This window comes from Mangrovibacter sp. MFB070, from assembly GCF_000705335.1.
In the GTDB taxonomy this organism is placed as follows: domain Bacteria; phylum Pseudomonadota; class Gammaproteobacteria; order Enterobacterales; family Enterobacteriaceae; genus Mangrovibacter; species Mangrovibacter plantisponsor.
Window position 1 is genome coordinate 185136 of sequence record NZ_JJMI01000035.1, and the last position, 23329, is coordinate 208464.

Genomic DNA, 23329 nt, shown 5'->3' on the forward strand with positions numbered 1-23329 from the left:
GTTATGCTCCAGGTTGAAATCCATCTTTAATCGCGGCCCAGAATGCATCTGCGCTGGCATCAAATGGCGTGATTCGGGTGAGAGTCATCACCATCAGGTGATCCTGGTGGCGCAACACAGCAATGCGCTCATTTACTCTCGTGGCCTGGTTATCGAAGCTGAGAGCAACTTCCCGGGCATCCAGGCCCGCCACCTGGGTTGGCTGGATCTCCCCCAGCACAACACGTTTCATGGTGCGCTTAATTTTTGCCAGTTGCTGGTTTAGGTAGTTTTCCTCGTCGCCGGGTTTCACATCCCAGGCGCGGGTAATCACCAGTGAAGCACCTGCATCGTCAAATTTAAGGATGGTGATGCTGTTATCCTGGCCGGCTTGCGGCAGGGTTAGCGTCCCTTCAGAAAGCGTAAATACAGGCTGACTCATGCGTTACCCGTTCCCTTTTTAAACACAGCAGCAACCGCTTGCTGGATATCATTAATCGTTGGGTTTATCGCCGTATTTTCTGACGGCGTTGTCAGGTTAAGATCCAGCATGCCGCGCGTATTAATTTGCCCGCCGCCTGAGGCGTTGATGGCAAAATCTGAGCACAGCAGCGTGACCTGCCCTCCCGCCCCCAGCACCAGCGCAGAATTGCCGGAAACCAGCCTTATTTCTGTATCGGAGGCCATCACCATTGCGCCCTTAACCAACTGGGTATAACCACCGCCCACCACTTCGTTCTGAGCTAACTGTGTCGCCTGGGTATGTGCGCCTTCCACGGTGCCGGTGTAATCCTGTGTCACACTCACTGTTCGTGAGCCGCCCACGCTGTGGGTTTCGTCATTCTTGACCAGGGTATCCATATTGCGCTGCGCCTGAACCCAGACCTGTTCTTCGCCGGGTTTATCTTCGAAACGCAATGCGTTAGCGGTGCTGGCAGTGCCGTCTTTCGAGCGGCTGAGAAAACCCATTTGGGTCGCGGCGGCGGGTAATGCCCAGGGGGGCATACTGGCTTCGTTGTAAACACGCCCGGTAATAATCGGCCGGTCCGGGTCGCCGTTAATAAAATCGACTACCACTTCATCGCCGACGCGGGGAATTTGTACCCCGCCATACCCCTGGCCTGCCCAGGCACTGGAAACGCGAACCCAACAGGAACTGGTATCATCCCCTTTCGCCAGGCGATCCCAGTGGAATTTCACTTTTATCCGGCCATATTTATCAGTCCAGATGCTCTCTCCTTTGGGGCCAACAACCCGGGCGGTTTGCGGCCCAAAGGTACGCGGCCAGGGTGTTTTTTGGAGCGGGCGGAAAACCACCGTAGAGGGGATAACACTGAAATCAATACGGTGAATAGTGTTGTTATCTTCACCACTGGCATAGCGGTTTTCTTCGAAGGTGTACTCTGCCGCCGTGACCAGGTATTCGCCGTTATCATCAAAAAAAGCCGCGTTCGTTAGTTGGAAGGTATTCCCCGGCACAATACCAATGGCAGTTGCCGTTCCGGCGATTTGCTGGTGTTCAACTTGCCAGCGTTCCTGGCGAATGCGCGCGTAAAACTCACCATGCCCATGTTCGACAAAGCGCCCGGGCCAATCGTACACGTCGATGGCTCCCGGTGCAGGTGAAGCCGGGTTTTGTCGGCTCTGGAACAGCCAGGCATTGGGTTTGCGGAAGTCATAGTCGTCCAGGCTGTACAACCCCGGGGTGACGCAATCTTCTATAGCCCACTGCCCAATCCCTTCTTCGTCGGTACTCCCGCCTGACTGCGTCTGGTGGTAAGGGATAATTTCATAGCCCGTGAACGGTGTGTTTTGGGTCGCGGAATCGGTCAGGATCAGGGTGTGTTTATCTGCTTCGTGGCGGAAATGCCAGGCTATCCCTTCCAGCTCCATCAGGCGGCAAATAAAGTCAAAGCTGCTTTCCTGGTACTGAACGCAATAATCCCAGACCCGGTAGCTGCCAATCAGCTTGTCTTCAAGATTGACGTTGTACTCACCCAGCAGGGTTTTCACAATTTGCGGAACGGTTTGCCCCTGGAAAATACGCAGGTTGCGGTCGCGTTTCATGGGCCAGAGGTCTGGCTCCACCGTCAACTGGTAGACCGCGTAACGTGTGCCAGAGAGCTCTACTGCGCTCACGGCCACACGGGTAATTTTGCCATTGATATAACGGTCTGTAGTCAGGGTTTGAGTCGGAATGGTTACTGTAACGGGCTGGCCCAACAGTTTGCTGCGATCCAGACGGGCATCCGTCCCCAACAGTTGCAGATTTAAAGCGAAAGATTCAGAGATAGCTTCCCGGCCAGAAAGTTTCCAAAAGACAAGTCCATCCGCCGGTAATTGAACAGTGATGCGATTGAGCATAAATCGGTTCCTGGCATCCAGATGGGCGCCATTCCCGGCCCCCTGATGAAAATAATGATGCAGATTTATGGGGGAGCTACCGCACGGCCCCAACGATGAAAGATAGGCATTATCTGATTCAACACAAATCGACACACTAGGAATTATCTGAATACAGGTGTATGTATTTGAAAGGATTTTGAATGTTAAGAGTTGAATGCCCCGGCAAATCAGTTTTCCCCATCAGGGCCGGTCTGAGCTTTCCTGGTTTTTTCCTTTTATTGCCAATATTGCGATTATTGTGCAGTTATAGAGTCTTTCTCTTTATCACCCATATTTTGGGCACTTATTTAACTGCTGAGGTTTGCTGCAGAGCCTGTTATTACAGGCCCTGCCCGCCTGCTTATTTCACTACTTCCACTACCGGGAACTTATATTCCCCCTCCTGAATGGCTTTGCTCGGCCCGTACATACGCATAATGATATAGGCGTCTTTTTCAGGGATCGGTAACCAGTTAGCGTTTTTAGCATCGCCTTTGGCGCTAAGCTCAATGGTATACATGCCGTCCGGCCCCGGTTTAAGGGTGCGGTCCCCACGGCTGTGGCGGTTAATAGCATTGTGCGCCATCAATTTGGTATCTGTGGCATACACCGTGAAGGACCAGAACTGGCTGACATCCGGTGCCTTAAAGTGCATACGGTATTTTTTCCCGTTGGCTCCATTAATATTTTGCCCGTCAGAACCTTTCACTTCCTGTAAGTAAACAGATTCATCTGGCGGCAACCCCCATTGCCCAAGAAAGGTTCCTTCGGCAAACAGGTCGCGCTGGCCATTTTGTAACTGTTCACGGGTGCCGAGTAGTTTCCCGGCGTTTTTCATTTTTGGCGCCAGTTCAGCCAAATACGCCATCCCCAGTTTTTCACCCCGTTTGGCAGCATCCAGTTGTTCTGGGGTGAAGTCTTCCTTGCAGGGCGCCAGGCCAATATCCTTATATTTATCCAGCCATTTTTTGTCCGTCGTGCCCATGTCGCCTTCACACAGCACAAAGTTCACCCGCTGTAACCAGTTGGTTTTTGCCGGGTCCGGGAATGTGCGCTCTTTTGGTTTGGGCCCGGGCACACCGAGGTAAGCCGAGAGCGTGCGGATATTCCAGTCATCCATGTAATTCAGCGCCGTTTTTTCATCTTCTTTCCCGGTCGCCATGATACGGCCCATCAGCTTGAGGAAATCAGAATCCACCCGAATAACCTCGGTCACACTGGCGGGTACTTCACCTTTCCATGAACGGGCGGCAAACATAAAGTGGCCGCCTTTGGTGCCACGCAGGCGGGAACCAATCATTGACGTGGTGTAATGCCCCATATCCATGGTGTGCAAAATCCAGTAACGCCCTTTATCCATATCCGGAATACTGACAATAACCGGTTCCGCCGCCACATCAAGCCAGCCCATTAAATGCAGGGTGTCGTTGTTAATGGTTGGGTGGTCGGTGTAGGTATCATCAGCAATGTGGCGGATGTTCTGAAAACGATTCAAAGGTGTATCGGTCTTGACAGCCGTTTCATAAAAGAACTTGTACGCTTCATCCATCGAATACGCATAAATAAAGGCATCTTCAGCATATTTATCACTTATTTGTTGCGCACACGCAGCGCCACTTGCCAGAAGCAAGGCCAGAGACAACAGAGTTTTTTTCACGCTAAATCCCCCTTATATGAGAGAACGAATTAAGCGTAGCTAAATATCTTACTTTTTGTATGGAATTAAGGATTATTTAAGCTGCAGTAATATTTGCAGGTTAAGAGTGCCTAATGGAGCTATGTGAATATTGAGTGAAGAGCAGGAGCCAGCTTCACACAATGTTAGCGGAAGCTTTCTGAACATAAATGGCCCGAACAACGGGAACACTTAGATTTCAAGTGCGACAAGAATTGCGGCTTCCATTTTTTCTGGGGTGGTAAACGGTGCAAAACGCCGAAGTGGCTGGCCGTCGCGCCCAACCAGGAATTTAGTGAAGTTCCACTTAATTCGCCCCCCCAGCACACCGGGCAACCCGGCTTTCAGGTAACGAAACACCGGGTGCGTGGCAGCGCCGTTGACCTCTACTTTTGCGAACATCGGGAAGCTCACACCGTAGTTGATATGGCAGGTCTGAGCAATTTCGTCTGCGCCGCCGGGTTCCTGCTTACCGAACTGGTTGCAAGGGAAACCGAGCACTACCAGCCCCAGCGCGGCATACTTTTTGTAAAGCGTTTCAAGGCCTGCGTATTGTGGAGTAAAACCGCAATGGCTGGCGGTATTTACCACCAGAACCAGTTTGCCGGCATAGTCGGCCATAGAGATGGGCTGGCCACTCAGGCTGGTCGCAGTAAGTTGATAAAAGCTAGTCATGTCCGGCTCCTCAAAGCACAACCCGTTGGGTGGCAATATTGCCATACAGCGCGTAACCCAGGATAGAAGAAGTTATCTTCTCTGCAATCCGTAATACCAGCCAGCACAGCCATTACCGGCAAGTGAATTAATCTTGTGCGCGTAATGTTGCTTTAATTGTATCGACAAACAGCCGCAGTGCGACGGGCATATGCCGGTTTTGTGGAAAGTAAAGCGCAATGCCTTGAGACGAAATAGCCCAGCCGCCCCGCCAGACATGCAGGCAAAAGCAAGGTTGTGGTGTACCTGCGTTAGCACTAACACTAATACGCTATTGCCTGTTCCTGGTGCGGATTGAAGAGCATGACATTGCACGGGGTAACCAGGTCTGATACAACGAATAAATCATTCATCCAAAAATTCATATCCAGATGATTGCCGTTCACTATTTTCAGGTTCCGTTCCATGGCTCCATGCTTTACGCAGAAAGCACATATGGGCCCAATGGGCATGTTCTGTTGCTTCATGGCGGTGGTAAAAATCGAACCGTTTTCTATAAATACCGGGAACTTCTGGATACTTTAGGCTTTGGAACGACGACTTTTGATTTTTTAGGTCATGGTGAGACAGGCGGGAACATTAACGAATCCTCGCTGTTTAGTCGAACAATGCAAGCAGAGGCGGTCATTGCATCCCTGAGGCCAGAACTTACAGGCTGTATAGGTGTAAGTATGGGAGCCTACAATGCACTTCAACTGAGTAAAATGATTCGGTTCCAGTCTCTAATCCTCATGGTTCCCGGTGTCTACTCGATACCTGCATATAAGGTTAAGTTTGGTCCTGATTTTTCTGCAATCATACGCAAACAGCGCAACTGGGAACATACGGATGCCTGGAGCATAGTTTCTGAGTTTGGCGGGAATTTACTGGTTATTGCTGCCGAAAATGATGCAATCATTCCTTCTGAAATACCGCAAAAACTGCTGTCCTCGGCATCATGCAGTTGCCAAAAACAACTGCTGATCATTCCAAAGGCTGGACATAACAATATTTGGGATAATTTAATGCTCTCGCCTGCGTTATACGAAAACGTACGTCGGGCTTTTAATCATTGTTTATCTCATTGAATGGGGCATTATCTCGTACTGTCCCGGCCCGATTTTAAACCGATATTTAATTTCAAAGAAATTATGCTGGCAACTTCTGCTCCCGGCTCACCACGGGCATCAGGTGGCACCAGTGGGAACGCCAGAAAACTGGATTTTTGGCTCGTGAAAAAATTCCTGGCGCGGGATTTACCGAATGTTTGTCAGCTCCACAGAATGGAGTACTGTGTCATCAATCTCGTAAAGCTTCCGTGCAGCGCGGATTGAGAATGGATTATCGATTTTCTTAACTGTCTTTATTTCCCAGGCCAGCCATCCGTCTTCGTAATAGGATGCACATGCTTGAGGGATGTCCTCTCGTCTGAATGCCCTGATTTCTCCCAAAGTAATGACAGCGACGGCCCTGCCAGCCTCCTCTTGACCATCCGTTGTCAGGAAATGTTCATTTTCAACCAGTAGTATCTTTTCTCCGGCCTGAACTTCAGGCTGCCATCGCCTAATTTCTAGCGTTTTCAATCCACTGGCAATTTGTGTTCCTGCAGGGTGAACGATAGAAAGTGCTTTCATCAGGAGTTCCTGGTTTAATTATTGATAGTAATAAATCATATAATTGGGAAGAGAACGATTATGCCGAAGTTATAGAGATTTCTTCATAAAGATTCGACTTGCCCCTTCCGGTTTGCAGTCAATGCGCCCAAACTCTTCCCAGCCATGCTTTTTGTAAAAATCAGGAGCCTGAAAGCTTATCGTATACAAAAAAGCAGCAATACAGCCCCTTTTACGCCCTTCATCCTCGAAGCGGCTGAGGACTTCTGTACCAATTCCCATTCCCCGCAACTCGGGTGGAAGATAAAAAAGATCTATAAAAAGTAACCCCAACGAAGAACGACCTTGCATTCCTCCGAGCACTTCGCCCGTTTTGCTGGATGTTATTAATACAGATAGTGGCTTGCGATCACTCATCGCTGTAATTGAATCATTGAAATGATTGAGCCCTTCTTCAATAGGACGTAGTCGTTCTGTATCCGGATTTTCACAGACTTCAAAATTTATTTGTTGAACTGCGCCACTCATCCCTCTTATCCTTTTTATTAGTCACAAACACATGGTTAAATATACAGATACCGGGCAGAATTACCAGCTTGCTGGCCTCTCCGGTTTCTTTGCTGCTTGTGTCAACACGCCATGAGGTTCCGCCCCTGGCCCCCAATAATTAATATGGTACAAAGAAAGTAACGCCCACTCCTTGCAGAGAGTGGACGTCATAACAAAATTTATATAAAACAATCTGGTACGCTTAGCGGAAAGCTATGCCAATCTATTGAAAATAAGGTGGTAAAAAAATACACCAATATTGAAACCGAATTCATGGTCGAAAATCATAACCCTGTGCTTTATTTTCTTCACACCATACTCCTATGAGGTCTTTATGCTGATAGTGCAGGTTTCCGATATTCACGCTGCACCTGAAAATGATCACCTGCTTCGGTTTGACCAGGCTCTGACCTGGCTTAAGCATCTGCAACCAGACATACTGGTACTTACAGGCGATCTTACCGATGGGCACTGGCATGAAGGTTACAAAAAGATAGCTGCACGCCTCAATCAGCAAAAGTACCCTTCGTTGATCTTGCCAGGTAACTCAGATGACCGCTGTTTGATGCGTTCGGTTTGGGGTGAGAACAGATGGGCGCACGATCCCCAGGGAGAGGCCCTGCACTTTATCCACGATGCAGGGAATATTCGCCTGATTGGTCTGGATTCATCAATTGATTCTGAGGATTACGGCAGTGTGGCAGGCCACCTGGAATGGTTAGATAAACAACTCAACGCTGCAGGCGACACGCCGTCATTGTTGTTTTTGCACCATCACGTATTTGCATCTGGCATACCGACGTTAGACGAAACAATGTGCAGGGGTCTGGCAGAGATGGAGGATTTGATTAAACACTCCACGGGCAGGCTAATGGCCATTTCAACAGGCCACGTCCACAGACCTATTTCAGGCCTGTTTGCAGGCATACCTGCCTACATTTGTGGATCCGTTTGCCCGGCTAACCCTGCCTGGTTTGGCACAGTAAATGTTCCACCGGCTAATGACCCACCCGCGTTAATGATCCACCACTTCGCCAGTAACGCCCTGGCCTGCCATCATATTTGTGTTTAATGGCGAGCGTTGAAGTAACACGCGCCGAAGAAGCTGACTGGCCGCTCTGTGCCAGAAGAAGACATAGGGGTTACATACCCTCTATACCTACACTTAACTTTTGCAAGGATGTCAATCTCATTTGTTCATTCAAGAATATATGCATGAGATGTACTGTTCTGATTCCAGGAAAAAAGAACTAAATGCCAAAGACCCGGTGCTTTTCGGGAAGGGTCTATTAAACCATTTATGCCAAGTGACTCGAGGCGATTACGCAATTTCCAAGACTTGGGAATGCCGCCCTCATGCACAATTTCCTGCCATGGCGCAATGGCATCATTAAGATCAATATCTGCCGCCAGTAATGCCTCTGCATTTCTTAAATCAAAAATTTTCTCAGTGATAACCCTTACTTTGACTATTTCAAGGTTGGCACTCCTGCTGCCACTGTGGGATTTCATGGCGGCTTCTACGCCTTCCGGCGATGAACTGAGGTACAGCGTGGGTTGATTACTGTCTGAGTAACGGCCCGGCTCTCTGGACCCCGATAAAGAAAAGTTCCGATAAGCAGGATCTATCGCCCGATAAAAAATTCCATTGATATCTGTTAAATAATCGGCCCGGCCCATATATCTCCTCAATTATCTTCAAAAAAATTTACAATCTCAATAGCGAGTCACGCGTCTGTTTTACCTGCCAGCCCTGAATGCGATCGTTAATATAGACGAGACTATCGTAAGGTGAGAATGTCTGTTTCTCGCTCATAGCTGCCCCTGGATCTTGCCTAAGCCAGGCGAGTGCCGGAAGCGGGCTACATAAAGATCACAAAACAGTGAGGGTAATGCGTACCAGCATGCAGGCCTTGTATGACGTTTAACGTACTGTCTTAAACCTCGCCTTATCACGGACGGATACGTATTGTTGCGCAGTTGCAGTCAACTTTTCCGAGCCCGAGAAAACGGGTCATTCCCGTCGTTACAACAGCACAGACCAGTGATTCACTCATTCAATGACATCGGCTTTTCGCCACCAGGAGGAAGAGAGAACAGCCTGCGGATCCCGTTAAGAAAAGCACCATAAGGGCGCCCCAGGCAAAGCATCATCAGCGCTGCGCCAAGCGTGCCCTTTACCAGCCCACTTCCCGATGCACCACTGAATGCAATAATTACCGCATAGAGCGGAACCTGGAAAGTCATCAGTGCCAGGCTGTCCCACAGCAATCTTGAAAAACGCCCAGGCCCCGCATACTTCATTACCCAGTCACGCCAAATACCGTAGGGCCGGGCAACCGGAATCATCAGCACCGCACCGATAAGGCGCGCATGGAATACCTGGTCCCAGGTCATTCCAGCGATAAAGCGTTCATTGAGAATACCAGTGGTGGTAAAGAAGAGAACCAGTGCAGTGGTGTCTGCAATAAATGCCCTTCTTCGTGAAGCTTTTTCTGTACTGAGTGGCAAATAACATCTCCCAATCTGTTGTAGTGCTTTAGCTGAAATGCCCGTTCTCCGTTAATGGATTAAGTGGAACCGATAAACATACCGCTTATCTTTCACAGCACGCTGAGTCACCATTGCGCCCTTTATTCTGACGTGCAGGTTGCAAGAACAGTTTGGCGAATAGCAGCGATATCAGCTTGTTGAGCCAACACGGGTGTGCCTGCCGCCTGGTAACGCTGTATTCCCCTGGTCCATACCCGCCTGATGGCAGATTGCCGTGAACTGGCAAAAATATGGGCCGCAAGAATATAGTCTGGCGAAAGCCCCGCCAGTGCAGGATTGTCTGCATCCAGTTCAATAAAATCAGCGAGCATGCCTGGCTGAATACCTGAAACGAGCCGGCCAGAAGCCTGTGCCCCGCCCTGCAACGCGTGGCGATAAAGATAACTGGCGACATCGGGTTCGTTATCACTGCAACAGATATTGCGCTGCTGATGCACAAGCCGCTGTGAATACTCCAGTTGCAGTAACTCCTCTGCCGCATTCACGGCAATGTGGCTGTCTGAACCAATCCCCCAATGGCCGCGGTGCGTTTGCCACTGGCGATAATCAAAAATGCCATCGCCAAGGTTCGCTTCTGTCGTTGGGCATAAACCAATAACTGCCCCAGTCGCCGCCGCTTCGCTGTATTCCTGTTCATCCATATGGGTGGCATGAATCAGGCACCAGCGAGAATCCACATCAAAATTATCCAGCAACCACTGTACCGGGCGTTTCCCGCTCCAGGCAAGGCAGTCATCAACCTCTTTTTGTTGTTCAGCAACGTGGATATGAACAGGTGCAGTGGCATCGGCCGCAAAAATATGTGACAACACCGCCTGCAAATCATCAGGGTTGATTGCACGTAATGAGTGCGGTGCCAGCCCCAGTTTTACGCCCGCCGCCTGGCACAAACTGAATAACTGGTCCCAAAAGGCCAGGAAAGATGGCTTATCGTGGGTGAAACGGTACTGATGCGCTTCTGGCGGCAAACTACCAAAACCACTGGCCTGGTAGAGCACCGGCAGCAATGTCATGCCAATGCCAGTGCGCTGAGCGGCACGAACCAGTGCGGCGCTCATCGCAACAGCATCATGATAGGGTTCACCGCCAGGCTGGTGGTGGACGTAATGGAATTCACAAACAGAGGTATATCCGCCAGCCAGCATCTCGTTATAAAGCTGCGTGGCGATAATTTCGAGTTGTTCCGGCGTGATTTGCTGAGCAAAGGCATACATTAATTTCCGCCAACTCCAGAAGCTGTCTGCCGGGTTCTGGCGGTATTCAGTCATGCCAGAAAAAATGTGCTGAAAAGCATGAGAATGAAGGTTCGGCATTCCTGGCAGCAGCCAGCAGACAGACTCAGCACTGTCAGGCCGCATTGAGTTGGGCTCGACTGCCGTAATAAACCCCTGGTTATTCCATGAAATCAGTACATCCCGCTGCCAGCCTTGTTCAAGCCAGGCATGGCGGGCAAAAATCTGCCTGGTGCTCATACGTAATTCATCTCCGATCTGGTGCTATTGCCGTGTTAATACCGCATTGAGAAATTGGCGGGTGCGCTCATTTTGCGGCGCGCCAAACACCTGCTCAGGCGGGCCTGCTTCCACAATACCGCCGCCATCCATTACCACGACGACATCAGCCACTTCACGGGCAAATCCCATCTCATGGGTTACCACCATCATGGTCATACCTTCACTGGCAAGCATCTTCATTACCTGCAGTACCTCGCCAACCAATTCAGGATCAAGTGCCGAGGTGGGTTCATCAAACAGCATGACACTGGGCGACATAGCCAGAGCGCGGCTGATGGCGACACGTTGTTTTTGCCCGCCGGAAAGGTTGCCCGGCATGGCTTGCGCCTTTGCTGTCAGCCCCACTTTATCCAGCAACTTCATTGCCTGCTTCTGCGCTGTTGCTTTATCAATTTTGCGCAACATCACTGGCGCAACACACAGGTTTTCCAGAACAGACAAATGAGGAAACAGGTTAAATGACTGGAACACCATGCCAACTTCTTTGCGCAGTTCGTTTAACTGCTTTTCTGGCAGTGGCTTACCATTCGTGATTAAAGGTGTTCCGCACAAGGTAATATTGCCGCGCTCTGGCAATTCAAGCCCGTTACAGCAACGCAGGAAAGTACTTTTACCCGAGCCACTTGGCCCAATAATGACAATCACCTGGCCGCTGAACACATCGAAATCAATTCCGTTCAGCACCACATTGTCACCAAACCGCTTGTGCAGGTCGCGAATACTGATTTGAGGTTGTGGGTTGGCGTTGTGATTCGACATTACTGCTCCCCTCTCTGGTGATGCCGTTTTTCAAAGTAGCGTAATGCCGTCACGGTAATGCTGGTCAGTACAAAATAAATCACTGCAATAACCAGGTAGGTTTCAAGGTCGCGGTAGGTATTACTGATGATGGTATTACCCTGCTGCATTACATCGTGAATGGTAATTAACGAAACCAGCGCAGAGTTTTTAATTAACGCAATAAATTCATTCCCCAACGGCGGTAACATGCGTACCACCGCCTGGGGAAGAATGATTTTCATCATTGCCTGTTTTGATGACATTCCCAACGACCGTGCCGCTTCATTCTGGCCCCGGTCAATGGAGGTAATGGCGCCGCGTACAATTTCGGAAACATAAGAAGCGGAATAAAGACCGAGCCCAATCACGCCACAAAAAAATGACGGCAGCATGACCCCGACTCGAGGTAGCCCGTAATACCAAATAAACAGCTGCACTAATAATGGTGTACCACGGATCACCGCAACGTAAGCGCTGGCAATACCATAGACAACTTTTCGCTGTGGGTTAATTCTGGCAACACCAATTATCAAACCCAGAATACAGCTCAGAACCAGGGCACAAAGGGTAATTTCAATAGTCACCACTGTACCTGCCAGCAGCGCATTGCTGCTGGCAAACACTGGCGCGAAATCAAGATCTAAACTCATCGTTAATCCTGTGTTTTTGCCAGTGAATTACTTCGCTGAAACCGGGAACCACTTATCGACCAGTTGTTTATAGGTGCCGTCTGCCTTCAGTTGATCTAACGCGTTGTTAATATCTGCAACCAGGCTGGTTTCATCTTTACGCACAGCAATTCCGTATTCTTCACTGGTCAGGGAACCCGGTAAAACTTTCACGCCACCACGCGTGCGGGCGTACTGGAATGCAGCAGGTTTACCTGTTACCGCTGCATCCACCCGGCCAATACTCACCAGGTTGAACATTTGCTGGTTCTTTTCAACTTCAACAGTTTGCGCTTCTGGAATATGGGTATGCAGCCATTCGACAGATTTGGTGCCTGTCTGTACGCTAACTTTTTTACCTTTCAAGTCATCTGCACTTTTAATGGTGTTATTGCCTTCTTTAACCAGTGTTACCAGGCCACCAGCCATGTATGGCTTAGTGAAATTAACTACTTTCTGGCGTTCGGGCGTGATGTAAATTGCAGAGACAGCAATATCTGCACGGCCCGCGGTCAGGCTGGGGATCAGCCCTTTAAAATCAACGTTGGTCCATTGCACTGAACGGCCAAGCTTGTGCGCAATGGCTTCTGTCAGTTCAATATCAAACCCCGTCATTTTCTGGTTTTCAGTAAACTCCATCGGTGGGAATGTGGCATCGGTCACCGCTTTGATGGGTGCCCCGGCAGCGAGGGCTGCTGCAGAAATGCTCAGTAAGCTAAGTGACAGCAGTGCATGTTTAACTGTGTGTTTGAATGAAGGCATGGGCTCACTTCCTGAAATTAAGATTGATGATGAAAAGCAGGTGATGCCTGCGTAAATGTCGCATTCAAACTGGCTTGAATACGTTTGGCTGCATTCAGCGTTTCTTCGATAAGACGCTGGTGCTTGTTCTGAGTACGAATAATGGGGGCCATTAGCGTTAAAGCCCCAAGCAGTTGTTGATTGGGTGAAAGCACAGGAACACTTACGCCCCATACACCGTCATCCACTTCGCTTTCTGTGCAGGCATAGCCCTGCTGAACAATCTTGAGTAACTCGTTCTCATAGACTTCACGTTCGAACATGTTGCTGATGTGGGTTTTCGCAATATGCTGCCTGGCAGGTAAAGGCAAATGCGCCAAAAGGCATTTTGCTGTTGCCCCTCGATACAGCGGTAAACTGCGCCCCTTTTCGAACGAACAGCGTAAGGATTGCCGGGGTTCTAACATGCTGATGCACACCGCTTCTTGCTGCATAACGACAGTCACTGCAACGGTTTCCTGCGTGGTGTCTCGCAAATCAATCATCGCGTCATTCGCATGCAGGGAAAGCAGCGTGACGGCATCAAAGTTAAGTGCCATTTGCAGGCAGGCAGGGCCCGGCGCATACAGCGCATCTGACTCCATCACAAATCCCCAACGGCGTAACGAGGCTAACAGCCGGTACATTGTGCTTTTGTTTAAACCAGAGGCATGAACAAGTTCACTGGCGCTGACGGGGCGGCCATATTCAGCAACCATCCTGAGCACCATCAGTACTCTTTCAGAGGTTGGAGTCTGGTCAGCAGATTCAACTTTGCTCTGTATTGCATCCATCCGTTTATTAACCTGTTTTGTAACGCTTGCAGGGAATATTGCAGGGGTTGTGCCAGGTTTGAGGAAATAAATTCCCGTAATAAGGGAATTGATTTTTAAACAGAAAGATATAAAGACAAATAACGGGCAAAGAGGGTTTTACTGGGGAGAGATTTTTCGTAAACAGCAAGCTGCGGTGGAAGCCTGAACGGTTTTGGTGCAGGGGTTGCACCATATCAGGTGCAATAAGTGAACTGGCGACATCACCAGTTGTTATTTGGTGGAAGTCATGCGCGTTGCATTGTTAATGTCTGGTGTTGGCATGGGGCGGACGAGCTGACTGAGCTGAAGGTCCGCTTTGGGCGATGAGCGGAAGGTTGGAATGCATACTTACATTTGGGTGTCCTAAGTCATAGGGGAGTTGGTCAAGGGGCGGATTGAAGGTTGGATTACCAACCTTCAATATGCTAGCTACTCACTTAAAAATAAATCATGTTTAATCTGGTGCAATAAGAATTTAACTGAGTCAGGCATGCTTGGATTTTCTAACGATAGAATTTCCTGCAGATGACGGTCAATTATTCTTAGGTGTTTGATCCAGATCGACATTAAGAACTCAAGGCAACCTTCACCTTGTTCATTGTCATAATTTCTGACAACCGAACATATTATATCGCACATTTGCTGACTGTAATTTTCATCAATAGCATAATTTAGCTCTGAAGAGTACGCTGACCGTAATAGGCATGCTTGTATAACGCCATCATTGTATCGGTCAAAGCAAATGGGGCTCAAAAGTGTGTAGTGATAAATTGTGGATAAACCCTTTCCATCATTCATTCTTAAATCATGAAGCAGTGTTTGAATAGTCCAAAAAACATCTGCTTGAGAAGAATCTTCTATTGCAATAGCCAGTTTATCCCAAAAAACAAATGTTTCCCGGATCTTCAGAGAATTCCCTTTGCTATCTTTCAAGAACAGTTCATTAGGACTTATGGGCGATTCAAGTAAAGCTAATCTCGATAGTAAATCGTCAGGGATTTCTTGTTGATTGTAATAATCATCAAAAGGATTATCATTATTAAACTGAGAAAGTTTTTCATGCTCAAGATCCCAATGGCTTTTTGACTTGTCACTGATCCTTGGTAAGAAACAGTTCCTGAGAACTATAAGTTCATGCCCCCCCATGCTTAAGTCTTTTCTTAGCTGCTCAAGACTAGCTGAGTTTTGTAATTTTGAAAATACGACAAGATATGAAATTGAAGATGACTTATCAAGACATCTAAGTTTTCTGGAGACGGATAATAGCTTTCTGCCCGTTGTTATTGCTCCTGCTACAACAAAAACAGATGACAGACTGCTATAATCGGATTCCTTCATCTTGCCGAAATTTAATATTTTTAATTCATCATCATTAATAATATCCTTGACCTTTAATGCTAAAAGCTCTGAACCTTCGTCGTCTAAATGAATGATTGTGTTAATGTCACGAGAAAAAAACTTATTAATTTTTTTTCGTATATCAGAAATAAGAAGATCAGGTTTATCCTTCAATAAAGTAGGGATGTCGATGTCGTAAAACTCGTCATTGCTTTCTTGAGTTATGGCATTAATATTTAGAATTTTTTTCGCTGCAAATTCTCTAAAAAAGTTTTGTCTTTCTGCTTTGAAATCTATTTTCTTTATCATGAGTAAATCATGTTTAGGCGTTTCAGGCAAAAACTGCTCACCTTCAAGTCTGATCACTTTTGACCCGTTAGCACAGAGATTACATTTGTCGTGTGACTCTGAATATATTTCACCTCCCAAAGCATCGAGGATGTTATATAGTCCAGTTTGATTTTCACCTAGTGAAGAATAGAAAAGTGTTTTTATATTTTTCTGCGGTATTTTTTTCTTTATTTCAAGTGTGCGAGCGAGCCCACCGCTGGTTGTGGCCGAAATTATAACTAACTGATTTTCATCTCGGATAAAGTTAAACTGCTGACTTAATAATGAATATGACTCGAAGCTCTCAATTACTGGAATGCTGGAAGGGAATTTTTTCGACAAGTGTAGTGCTGTACTAACTAAAAATGAGATAGATGAAGTGTCTACATACACTCTTTTTAAAGCTGAAGATATAGAGCTTAATAACCCAATAGCTAAAAAAGTCACCTCAACGCTTGAGGTAAACAAATTTGATGCCCTTATGAATTTATCACAATGATCACCTGAAGGTTTACTAAAATGATACGTTGAAGTAGAGGTTATTACACCCTTACGTTTCTTAAAGATTTCATTTGCTCCAGTCTGGAGAAGTTCATGCTGATAACTATATTTTTCTTTCGTCGTTATATCAGTGATGTTACCGTCATTGCTAACGTTTAAAAATTTTATTTTACTTGATGCTGTGCCGATGTAAGACTCGAACTCTTGGTTAAAAAGTTGATCATTTAGTAAGCGTGATTTCTGTGTTTCATCTACTCCAAAGCCAAAAATTAATACTTCATTGGGTACTAAATTTTTGCTTATATCTTCTTTTATTTCTTTGATTAGTTGATGCAAATCTAGTGATGAAATGCAGAAAATTGCCATTATTGGTGAGAGTTTAGTGCTGATTTTATTAAATCTGAAAAGTAAAATATCACTCATTTTATTCATCCTTGGGGTTATTTTTATCGATAAGGGGCACAAGGATTGTTATTGAAACTCCGCTAACTTCAGAATGTTCAGTTATATTCTCATCACAATAGCTTTTAGTTGACCAGTCTAAAAATTTACAATCATCACTTTCTTCAAAACAATATGGGCTAGTATTGAAATCTCTATAGATAGAGACTCTGTTACTTCTTATTTTCATGAAACCATGCAGTTTGGTTAATGATGCCATAACTGAAGGCAAACCATTCCCTTTTATATCATTATTTGTAGATGAACTTCTAAACCTCAGGCATTTCTTAATTATCTTATATTCATCATCAACGTCTAGAGTTAAGCCAGCATCAGAGTGGTCCGCCAACCATCGGCCACAATATCCTAAACCAGAATCAATAATGCTTATTTCAATGAACCTTCGTGAAGAAACGTTGGTTCTCTTAAGACTGGAAATGTATTCAGAAAGAACTTTATCATTTAGTAGGTAATTATTTATTGCTTCATCAGACAAGTTTATTCCATACGTATAAATTAACCTGTTACCTGGTTTTATCCACTTATATCTATTTTGAGCACGACTGCCATGCTCGTGTGTGTTAACAAATAACTCATAAAATATTCTTCCAAGATCGTCAATACTATCCTCTTTAAGAGATATAGCCCCTCCTGCAACAGTTGATGATTTCAAAACCATTGCGCTTATTATGTTTCTTATTTCTTCATAGGATTTTGGCTTGGAATGAACAAAAGGTGAATTGTTATAAAAGTTGCGATCGAATCCTTTTGTGCTGTGATCAACAAACGAATACCAGCAGAGTCTTCCATGTTGTTGCCCAAAAAGGTTGTCTGATTGAGACTCAATTGCCTCTTTGGCAAGTATATTTATATCACGTCTTATACTTATATCAGGAGAGCTATAAAATGAAATTTCTTTCGACATCATTGCAGCGGTAAATTTATGCGGGGTATTGATCAAGTCTATAAAATAGTCAGCACCCTTAATAGATGACTCTTTTAAAATCAGTTTTCTATTCAGGCTTAAGTTCGCCCAAGTATTAATAGACTGTACAGCAGTGGCTATCCCTCCAAAAGCAGAATTTCTCTTACCCAAAGGAAGGAGCAAAGCTTGGTCATCATCTGCCATCTTTACCCTTCTGATGAAGGAATCTATCTTATCTAAACTCAATGATGCAGGTAGTTCTATCATGGTACCACCTCCGGATTTTAAACATTTTATTAAGGATGAGCTTCAAGCAATGATGTCTGTTTAATACATAATTATTACTCAACACATGGACTAACTCAATTATTAAGCTAGCTATATTCGAAAAAATGAATTCCTTCTAAATCTTAATACCTCAACCCTAATACTTGAACGGTAATAACCAGCTCTGAGCAGATCAGCATATTCAGATGTTTGTAACATCCGCGCCTGACACACAGGGTCGTCCGGGCCCGGAAGCACTCTCCGGACGCATGGTCCTGATTGACCATTATGATATTTTATGGTTTTGTAAAGATAAGAGTAACGACAGAGCCTATAAGGCTCAACTTGAAGATGAGCACTACCATGATCAACCCAGAAATAAAAAATAAGGGCCATGAACCTCCGGATGGTCTTCCTCGTTATCGTCTCCTGACAGGTAAGGATGACGCTAAATTTTGTCATCGGATTTCAGAAGCGCTGGCGCTTGGTTATCAACTGTATGGTTCACCCGCCGCGACGTTTAATGGGCAGGATGTGATTGTTGCACAAGCTATCATATGGCCTGAGGTACAACAGAATCAGGATTCGTAGTAATGAAGTCCTGAATCCGTTCGGTGCTGTTTTTCACCACCAGTGTCTGTCGTAAGGTAATTTGATCACTCATCGCGGCACATTTCCTTATATTGAACAGAGCATTTTGGTGTAGCAATGGATGGAATCCCTCAGCCACAATGGGCTTCAGGGTTATTCATTCTGCATAGCAAATGTCGCTAAACGCTGACTTTCTAACCGGAAGTACTGTTTTTCTTCTACCAGAGACGCCCCGAGTGATAAGTAAAATTCGGCTGCTTTGGGGTTGGTGGTTTCGGCCGTCCAGTCGAATCTTGTGCAACCATGTTCTATGGCAAAAGCAGCTATAAATCGCATAAGTGACTTACCTACGCCCTGACCTCTCACTGCTGCTGAGGTAAAAAGATCTTTCATATACGCTTGCCCAGAGCACTTCGGTGCCGGGAACATTAGAGTGAATGTAGCAAATCCGACGAGTGTCCCGTCTAGCCATGCTCCCAGTACAGTCACACCCGAATAAGCAGAGAAAACTCGGTGAGTCAGATAAGAGAGCATTTCGTCATAGCTGGCAGCCTCATTCCCGAAGTAATACGACTCCATTTCGACAAAAACCCTTGCCAGTTGCGGAATATCAGACACATCACAGATCTTAATTTTCATACACTTCCTTTATTTTCACTTGGTCAATAACCCACTCTAACTTAGCGTTTCAGCGCTTGATACAAAGTAGACAATTGTCATCTAAAAAAATCCCTCCATGCCTCGTCAGTTACAAAGCGCGGTTACTTAACCTGGGTATTTTCCCTCAATATATTACGGAATATATAAGCACAAAACAGCACATGCCTGACTGGCAATCTGCCATGCTAACCACGGTGACCAAAATGTGAGTATTAGGCAGGCAAGTAACAGATGAAGTCAGTGGAAAATTTTCAGATCGGGCCGCTTATTTGAAGCCGGGTTCAATATGGGAGCATTCAGCACAATGATTACTTTATGCAAGGCTTGCGGTACTTCTTATGCGTTTCTCGACGCCCCGTTGGAATGTTGTGAAATCTGTGCTGATGAGCGCCAGTATGTGCCTGTAGCTGGCCAGCAATGGGTTGAATGGCCAACCCTGATTGCCACACATACAAATAAGTGGAAGCAGTTTAAAGACAATATATTTAGCATTACAACAGTTCCTGAATTTGCAATTAATCAGCGTGCATTCATCCTAAAAACGGCTAATGGTAATATTCTCTGGGATTGTATAGCCGTACTTGATGACGCCACAAAAACACTTATTTCTTCACTGGGTGGACTGAAAGCTATCGCTATATCACATCCGCATTTCTACACCACAATGCAGGAGTGGGCTGCAGAGTTTAACGCGCCAGTTTATCTTCACTCCAGTGACCAGCAGTGGGTAATGCGCGGCAGCCCGTACATTACTTTCTGGGATGGGGATTCACTACAATTAGCTCCTGATGTTCGTTTGATTCATCTTGGGGGACATTTCTCTGGCGGTAGTGTTCTCCACTGGGATCAGGGAGACGGGATCCTGTTTTCAGGGGATATTGTTCAGGTAACACCGGGGGGAAAGAACGTATCATTCATGTGGAGTTACCCTAACCTCTTACCATTACCTGCAGAAACGGTCAGAGGCATAATGAACCGCCTGAGCATTGTTAAATACTCACAGATATATGGTGCATTTGAAGGGCGAGAAATAACCGAACATGCAGATGATATTGTCCAATTTTCTGGGCAGAAATATATTGATTGCCTGAAGTAACTCATGCTGAAAGCGATCTGAATTTCCTTCACAAAGGAAATTCAGGATTTTCTTTTTCCGCAATCCAGTCCACCAGTTCTGCAAACTGGGTGTCGGAAAAAACAGCGATACCCTGCTCAGTGAGTAACGCTGCCGCAACGCCCATGCCAGGTTGGCGAAGCCCGCGAAAAGAACCGTCATAAATAAACTGGCTGCCGCATGTTGGGCTGCCGTCTGTTAATAACGCAGCGGTGCAACCAGACTCCTGTGCCGCCCGCAAGGCCAGCCAGGCTGCAAGTTGATAATGCGCAGTCACATCCTTCCCGGTCTTTTCAATGATTCTGCCCTGCCCGTGCATTACACCGGTGCCGCCGCCAGCCGAGAGAATTTCTGCCGGTGAGCGAGGTACAGGCAACCCCGCAGACAATTCAGGGCAGTGAATAACCAGGCGTTGCTCCTGTTGCCAGAGAGCAAGTTGCTCTGCCATCTGTGCTTTCTCACTTGCGTTATAACGAACTTTAAAACCCATCAGGCAGGCACTTACCAGAATTTTATTTTTCATCATTTCCCAGCATTGCGGTGGCAGAACAGAGTCAGTGTAACGTTTCGGCGGGCTACATTCCCCTGCATTATCGAATACCGTGCAAGGCAAAACAGAACCGGCCACGCCAATAAACGGCAAAATAAAGTGCTGCTACGCCCGCCCCACAATCACAATTAACAGGGTGCTTATTTTCGATTATGCACAATATCCCGTTCTTATATAGCCAACTACTGTGGCAATATCTTTTGGTAATCATTGAATTAAGGATACGTGATGCCTGGAATAACCCTTACATTATCGGGTGAAAAGAACCCACAGTTAACCAAAACCTGTGTTGCTTTAGCCACCCAAATCACATGCGACATATTAAAGAAAAATAGCTTTGAGACTATGGTGATAGTCAGGCATGTTGCTGATGACGACTGGTTTATCGACGGCAAAAGCCTGGCTGAATGGGGAAAAAACTCGTTCAGACTTGAAGTCACAGTGGTAGATGAAACCTGTAGCAAAGACCAGAAAGCCGCATACCAAAAAGCAATCTACAACGCAATGGAACAGGCGATGGGTAACTTACACCCACAATCCAACGTACATGTTATTGATTGCAAAGCGGCATCCTATGGGTATACCGGCATCACACAAGAATACAGGTACCAGCACAAAGACGAGTTTTACTGAAAACAGGTATAACCCGGTGCCTGCCGCAATTACAGTGCCGGTATCCACGACTGGCACCTGTACCTGGCTTATAAACCGGCCATCATTCTGGATATTTCAGTTAATGCACTCCAGTCTTTTTTACCCAGCCCAATATGTTGTGCGGTTACCAGGTTGTGCTTTGCGCCAAGAATTGCCGACGGGATTACATCGCAGGAATTAAACGCTTTTTCAAAAATACAGGCATCCTTTAAGCCAGCAGCCAGCTCGAAACCTGCAGTATCAAAATTTCTTTTGGCGATTTTTCCGGCGTACTCTTTAATTGCTTCATTCCCTGAAAAGAACAATTCCACGATATTCAGCACTAAAGAATTATCGAGCTGCATTTTCTCTGCAAAAGTAAAAACCTCCCCCAGCATGGCGAGTTGAGCCATCGTCATATAGTTGACACAGATTTTCATGGCACTTGCCGCACTGGCGGTTTCTCCCACAAGCACCTGCCTGATTGAGTATGTTTCAATTACCGGTAAAGCCTGCTGAATGGCTAAGCTGTCCCCGGCCAGGGCGATTCCGACAAACCTCAGTTTGGCTACGATACACAGTCTTTGGCTGAGAAAATTCATGGGCTGATGCAACAACTGGCCATAGAGCACTATTACCTGGCAGCTCACGATGTAGGGGCCTGGGTTGCCTGGCCTTAAGCCATGCGCTACAGCCAGCCCCGGCATTATCCCCCAGGAGGTGTGCCGGGTCACTTTGCGGTGGTGTGTGAATAAGATGGCGCAGATAAGTGGTGCCAGAAAGGGAAGTGGTAGCCAGAAGCCACGCAGGCGGTTTGGTAGCTTAGCCCGTGCCCATAACGTTAACCGTTCTTTTTAGCGGCACCCTGACGACGTTCTTTTTTCTCTTTATACATCGCGGTATCAGCAAGTTTTACAGCATTGTCCACAGAACATGTTTCAGGATAGATACAAACCACACCCGCACTTGCACCCTCATACCATAAACACAAATTGCCAAAGGTATACTGCCCGCGCAATGTGGTATGGATCCTGTCTTTAATAGTGCAGAGCGCCATTTTTTGGTCGCTTCTTTTTTCCGGCCCCAGGCAGGCAAGCAAAAACTCATCGCCGCCTATCCGGCCAACAATATCTTCTTCGCGCACAATATGTTGCAACCGCTGCCCAATATCTTGCAGTAGTGCGTCCCCAATATCATGGCCCAGTTCATCGTTCACTTTTTTGAATTCATCGAGATCGATATAACTAATCAGTACCGCGCGATTGATACGCTTTGCCAGTGAAAACAAGGCAGGCAACCGGTCGAATATTGCCCGCCGGTTCGGCAGTTGAGTCAGTGGATCTGTGTAGGAGTGTAATGCCAACTGGTAATTATCTTCTTTAAGCTGTTCGATAACCAACAGTTCTTCGGCGTAACGGGCAATGATTTTTGCCAGTGAGACAAGGCGCGTTACCGTTGCCTGGCAATCTTCTTTTTGCTGCTTGCTGACTGTGTTAACCGAGCCATAGAGCGTGCCATCCCGCAATATAATGGGCACGCTCAGGTGCGTACACATTCCCGCAGCTTCCAGCTCTGGAAACTGGCCGTAAAACCCGGCCAACGCTTTCAGGCAGTAAATACCTTCTCGCAGAGTCTGCCCGGACAAGACTTGCTGCCAGACCGTGTGTTTTTCACCGGAAATAATATGGTAACGGGACAATTGCGCTGTGCCTGGCGCGGTAACAGGGGAGCATTCACGGTCCAGCACCATCACCCAGGGTGAATACAACCCGGAGTCAGTGCTACAAAACTGCATCAGTTCTTTAATAAAACTGCTATCAGCATGAAGTAAGGTCACACTACCACTCGTGAAGTCGTTCATTTTCACTCCAGGGCAATGGTTATTTTTATTATTTGAATCAGCGCCTTTAATGAACTGCGATAGAAACCAACACCAATGTAATTAACTCAGAATACCATTACAATTAATAAACGT

24 protein-coding genes and 1 pseudogene are annotated in these 23329 nt (G+C 46.6%); 6 read left to right on the forward strand and 19 right to left on the reverse strand.

Annotation, left to right across the window (positions count from 1 at the left end):
* Position 1: 1 nt before the first annotated feature.
* From DT73_RS17740 to DT73_RS17755, 4 genes are all read right to left on the reverse strand, one after another.
* The gene (locus tag DT73_RS17740; RefSeq protein ID WP_036112394.1) at positions 2–421 is read right to left on the reverse strand and encodes a DcrB-related protein; all 420 of its coding nucleotides are present in this window, start codon (positions 419–421) and stop codon (positions 2–4) included.
* Positions 418–2343: a type VI secretion system Vgr family protein gene (locus tag DT73_RS17745; RefSeq protein WP_036112398.1), complete on the reverse strand. Its 1926-nt coding sequence runs from the start codon at positions 2341–2343 to the stop codon at positions 418–420. The genes DT73_RS17740 and DT73_RS17745 overlap by 4 nt, the downstream gene beginning before the upstream one ends.
* A 382-nt stretch (positions 2344–2725) precedes the next feature.
* Positions 2726–4021 (reverse strand): DUF1254 domain-containing protein, encoded by a 1296-nt coding sequence (locus DT73_RS17750; RefSeq protein ID WP_036112401.1) that lies wholly within the window; start codon positions 4019–4021, stop codon positions 2726–2728.
* A 210-nt stretch (positions 4022–4231) separates the two neighbouring features.
* Positions 4232–4714, reverse strand: coding sequence for a glutathione peroxidase (locus DT73_RS17755; protein WP_036112405.1), 483 nt, complete (start codon positions 4712–4714; stop codon positions 4232–4234).
* Between the two features lie 410 nt (positions 4715–5124).
* On the opposite strand from DT73_RS17755, the gene DT73_RS17760 reads away from it, so the two are divergent.
* Positions 5125–5820 carry an alpha/beta fold hydrolase gene (locus DT73_RS17760; protein ID WP_084172317.1) on the forward strand — a complete coding sequence of 232 codons (696 nt, stop codon included), beginning with the start codon at positions 5125–5127 and terminating at the stop codon, positions 5818–5820.
* 168 nt (positions 5821–5988) lie between these two features.
* Here DT73_RS17760 and DT73_RS17765 read toward each other — a convergent pair whose 3' ends face one another.
* Together DT73_RS17765 and DT73_RS17770 are read right to left on the reverse strand one after the other, a co-directional pair.
* Entirely contained in the window at positions 5989–6366 is a 378-nt protein-coding gene (locus DT73_RS17765; RefSeq protein WP_036112406.1) for an ASCH domain-containing protein, read from the reverse strand.
* A 69-nt stretch (positions 6367–6435) separates the two neighbouring features.
* Positions 6436–6873, reverse strand: a complete 438-nt coding sequence (locus tag DT73_RS17770) for an N-acetyltransferase (RefSeq protein WP_036112409.1) — start codon at positions 6871–6873, stop codon at positions 6436–6438.
* Between the two features lie 355 nt (positions 6874–7228).
* On the opposite strand from DT73_RS17770, the gene DT73_RS17775 reads away from it, so the two are divergent.
* Positions 7229–7966, forward strand: a complete 738-nt coding sequence (locus tag DT73_RS17775) for a metallophosphoesterase (RefSeq protein ID WP_036112412.1) — start codon at positions 7229–7231, stop codon at positions 7964–7966.
* A 125-nt stretch (positions 7967–8091) separates the two neighbouring features.
* On the opposite strand, the gene DT73_RS17780 is transcribed toward DT73_RS17775, so the two are convergent.
* From DT73_RS17780 to DT73_RS17820, 9 genes are all read right to left on the reverse strand, one after another.
* Complete coding sequence (locus tag DT73_RS17780) at positions 8092–8574, reverse strand: RES family NAD+ phosphorylase (protein ID WP_036112417.1); 483 nt, start codon at positions 8572–8574, stop codon at positions 8092–8094.
* 369 nt (positions 8575–8943) lie between these two features.
* Positions 8944–9405 carry an L-alanine exporter AlaE gene (alaE, locus tag DT73_RS17785; RefSeq protein WP_036112420.1) on the reverse strand — a complete coding sequence of 154 codons (462 nt, stop codon included), beginning with the start codon at positions 9403–9405 and terminating at the stop codon, positions 8944–8946.
* Between the two features lie 122 nt (positions 9406–9527).
* Positions 9528–10919, reverse strand: coding sequence for a formimidoylglutamate deiminase (locus DT73_RS17790; protein ID WP_036112422.1), 1392 nt, complete (start codon positions 10917–10919; stop codon positions 9528–9530).
* A gap of 24 nt (positions 10920–10943) precedes the next feature.
* A complete protein-coding gene (locus DT73_RS17795) occupies positions 10944–11720 on the reverse strand; it encodes an amino acid ABC transporter ATP-binding protein (protein ID WP_036112424.1) in 777 nt (258 codons plus the stop codon).
* Entirely contained in the window at positions 11720–12391 is a 672-nt protein-coding gene (locus DT73_RS17800) for an amino acid ABC transporter permease (protein WP_036112426.1), read from the reverse strand. Before DT73_RS17800 ends, DT73_RS17795 begins: the two co-directional genes overlap by 1 nt.
* Before the next feature lie 27 nt (positions 12392–12418).
* Positions 12419–13171 (reverse strand): transporter substrate-binding domain-containing protein, encoded by a 753-nt coding sequence (locus tag DT73_RS17805; RefSeq protein WP_036112428.1) that lies wholly within the window; start codon positions 13169–13171, stop codon positions 12419–12421.
* A 17-nt stretch (positions 13172–13188) separates the two neighbouring features.
* A complete protein-coding gene (locus DT73_RS17810; RefSeq protein ID WP_051691450.1) occupies positions 13189–13983 on the reverse strand; it encodes an IclR family transcriptional regulator in 795 nt (264 codons plus the stop codon).
* A 450-nt stretch (positions 13984–14433) separates the two neighbouring features.
* Positions 14434–16596 carry a hypothetical protein gene (locus tag DT73_RS17815; RefSeq protein WP_036112430.1) on the reverse strand — a complete coding sequence of 721 codons (2163 nt, stop codon included), beginning with the start codon at positions 16594–16596 and terminating at the stop codon, positions 14434–14436.
* A 1-nt stretch (position 16597) separates the two neighbouring features.
* Positions 16598–17806, reverse strand: coding sequence for a hypothetical protein (locus tag DT73_RS17820; RefSeq protein WP_036112432.1), 1209 nt, complete (start codon positions 17804–17806; stop codon positions 16598–16600).
* Positions 17807–18169: 363 nt separating this feature from the next.
* Between DT73_RS17820 and DT73_RS17825 the strand changes: the two genes are divergently transcribed.
* The gene (locus DT73_RS17825) at positions 18170–18397 is read left to right on the forward strand and encodes a DUF1737 domain-containing protein (RefSeq protein WP_036112636.1); all 228 of its coding nucleotides are present in this window, start codon (positions 18170–18172) and stop codon (positions 18395–18397) included.
* A gap of 153 nt (positions 18398–18550) precedes the next feature.
* Here the strand turns inward: DT73_RS17825 and DT73_RS17830 are convergent, their stop codons facing one another.
* Positions 18551–19036: a GNAT family N-acetyltransferase gene (locus tag DT73_RS17830; protein WP_036112435.1), complete on the reverse strand. Its 486-nt coding sequence runs from the start codon at positions 19034–19036 to the stop codon at positions 18551–18553.
* A gap of 325 nt (positions 19037–19361) precedes the next feature.
* Between DT73_RS17830 and DT73_RS17835 the strand changes: the two genes are divergently transcribed.
* Positions 19362–20153, forward strand: coding sequence for an MBL fold metallo-hydrolase (locus tag DT73_RS17835; RefSeq protein WP_036112639.1), 792 nt, complete (start codon positions 19362–19364; stop codon positions 20151–20153).
* Between the two features lie 28 nt (positions 20154–20181).
* On the opposite strand, the gene DT73_RS17840 is transcribed toward DT73_RS17835, so the two are convergent.
* The gene (locus DT73_RS17840; RefSeq protein ID WP_036112641.1) at positions 20182–20694 is read right to left on the reverse strand and encodes a DUF523 domain-containing protein; all 513 of its coding nucleotides are present in this window, start codon (positions 20692–20694) and stop codon (positions 20182–20184) included.
* Between the two features lie 255 nt (positions 20695–20949).
* Between DT73_RS17840 and DT73_RS17845 the strand changes: the two genes are divergently transcribed.
* Positions 20950–21354: a tautomerase family protein gene (locus tag DT73_RS17845; RefSeq protein WP_036112436.1), complete on the forward strand. Its 405-nt coding sequence runs from the start codon at positions 20950–20952 to the stop codon at positions 21352–21354.
* A gap of 68 nt (positions 21355–21422) precedes the next feature.
* Here the strand turns inward: DT73_RS17845 and DT73_RS26835 are convergent, their stop codons facing one another.
* On the reverse strand, positions 21423–21956 hold the full coding sequence (locus DT73_RS26835) for an NAD-binding protein (protein ID WP_369792639.1): 534 nt from the start codon (positions 21954–21956) through the stop codon (positions 21423–21425).
* Here DT73_RS26835 and DT73_RS26840 point away from each other — a divergent pair.
* Positions 21885–22031: pseudogene (locus tag DT73_RS26840) on the forward strand (alpha/beta fold hydrolase); the annotation flags it as partial. The gene DT73_RS26835 and the pseudogene DT73_RS26840 overlap by 72 nt on opposite strands.
* 164 nt (positions 22032–22195) lie before the next feature.
* Here the strand turns inward: DT73_RS26840 and DT73_RS17855 are convergent.
* Positions 22196–23215, reverse strand: coding sequence for a GGDEF domain-containing protein (locus tag DT73_RS17855; RefSeq protein WP_051691452.1), 1020 nt, complete (start codon positions 23213–23215; stop codon positions 22196–22198).
* Positions 23216–23329 lie beyond the last annotated feature (114 nt).

What these genes read in the sequence shown, in the direction of transcription:
- DT73_RS17820 (WP_036112432.1), bottom strand. Translation starts at nt 17,806, where the DNA reads ATGATAGAACTACCTGCATCATTGAGTTTAGATAAGATAGATTCCTTC.
- DT73_RS17810 (WP_051691450.1), bottom strand. Translation starts at nt 13,983, where the DNA reads ATGGATGCAATACAGAGCAAAGTTGAATCTGCTGACCAGACTCCAACC.
- DT73_RS17830 (WP_036112435.1), bottom strand. Translation starts at nt 19,036, where the DNA reads ATGAAAATTAAGATCTGTGATGTGTCTGATATTCCGCAACTGGCAAGG.
- DT73_RS17800 (WP_036112426.1), bottom strand. Translation starts at nt 12,391, where the DNA reads ATGAGTTTAGATCTTGATTTCGCGCCAGTGTTTGCCAGCAGCAATGCG.
- DT73_RS17775 (WP_036112412.1), top strand. Translation starts at nt 7,229, where the DNA reads ATGCTGATAGTGCAGGTTTCCGATATTCACGCTGCACCTGAAAATGAT.
- DT73_RS17755 (WP_036112405.1), bottom strand. Translation starts at nt 4,714, where the DNA reads ATGACTAGCTTTTATCAACTTACTGCGACCAGCCTGAGTGGCCAGCCC.
- DT73_RS17765 (WP_036112406.1), bottom strand. Translation starts at nt 6,366, where the DNA reads ATGAAAGCACTTTCTATCGTTCACCCTGCAGGAACACAAATTGCCAGT.
- DT73_RS17770 (WP_036112409.1), bottom strand. Translation starts at nt 6,873, where the DNA reads ATGAGTGGCGCAGTTCAACAAATAAATTTTGAAGTCTGTGAAAATCCG.
- DT73_RS17805 (WP_036112428.1), bottom strand. Translation starts at nt 13,171, where the DNA reads ATGCCTTCATTCAAACACACAGTTAAACATGCACTGCTGTCACTTAGC.
- DT73_RS17815 (WP_036112430.1), bottom strand. Translation starts at nt 16,596, where the DNA reads ATGAGTGATATTTTACTTTTCAGATTTAATAAAATCAGCACTAAACTC.
- DT73_RS17760 (WP_084172317.1), top strand. Translation starts at nt 5,125, where the DNA reads ATGATTGCCGTTCACTATTTTCAGGTTCCGTTCCATGGCTCCATGCTT.
- DT73_RS17780 (WP_036112417.1), bottom strand. Translation starts at nt 8,574, where the DNA reads ATGGGCCGGGCCGATTATTTAACAGATATCAATGGAATTTTTTATCGG.
- DT73_RS17840 (WP_036112641.1), bottom strand. Translation starts at nt 20,694, where the DNA reads ATGAAAAATAAAATTCTGGTAAGTGCCTGCCTGATGGGTTTTAAAGTT.
- DT73_RS17790 (WP_036112422.1), bottom strand. Translation starts at nt 10,919, where the DNA reads ATGAGCACCAGGCAGATTTTTGCCCGCCATGCCTGGCTTGAACAAGGC.
- DT73_RS17855 (WP_051691452.1), bottom strand. Translation starts at nt 23,215, where the DNA reads ATGAACGACTTCACGAGTGGTAGTGTGACCTTACTTCATGCTGATAGC.
- DT73_RS17745 (WP_036112398.1), bottom strand. Translation starts at nt 2,343, where the DNA reads ATGCTCAATCGCATCACTGTTCAATTACCGGCGGATGGACTTGTCTTT.
- DT73_RS17845 (WP_036112436.1), top strand. Translation starts at nt 20,950, where the DNA reads ATGCCTGGAATAACCCTTACATTATCGGGTGAAAAGAACCCACAGTTA.
- DT73_RS17835 (WP_036112639.1), top strand. Translation starts at nt 19,362, where the DNA reads ATGATTACTTTATGCAAGGCTTGCGGTACTTCTTATGCGTTTCTCGAC.
- DT73_RS17740 (WP_036112394.1), bottom strand. Translation starts at nt 421, where the DNA reads ATGAGTCAGCCTGTATTTACGCTTTCTGAAGGGACGCTAACCCTGCCG.
- DT73_RS17795 (WP_036112424.1), bottom strand. Translation starts at nt 11,720, where the DNA reads ATGTCGAATCACAACGCCAACCCACAACCTCAAATCAGTATTCGCGAC.
- DT73_RS26835 (WP_369792639.1), bottom strand. Translation starts at nt 21,956, where the DNA reads ATGAATTTTCTCAGCCAAAGACTGTGTATCGTAGCCAAACTGAGGTTT.
- DT73_RS17825 (WP_036112636.1), top strand. Translation starts at nt 18,170, where the DNA reads ATGATCAACCCAGAAATAAAAAATAAGGGCCATGAACCTCCGGATGGT.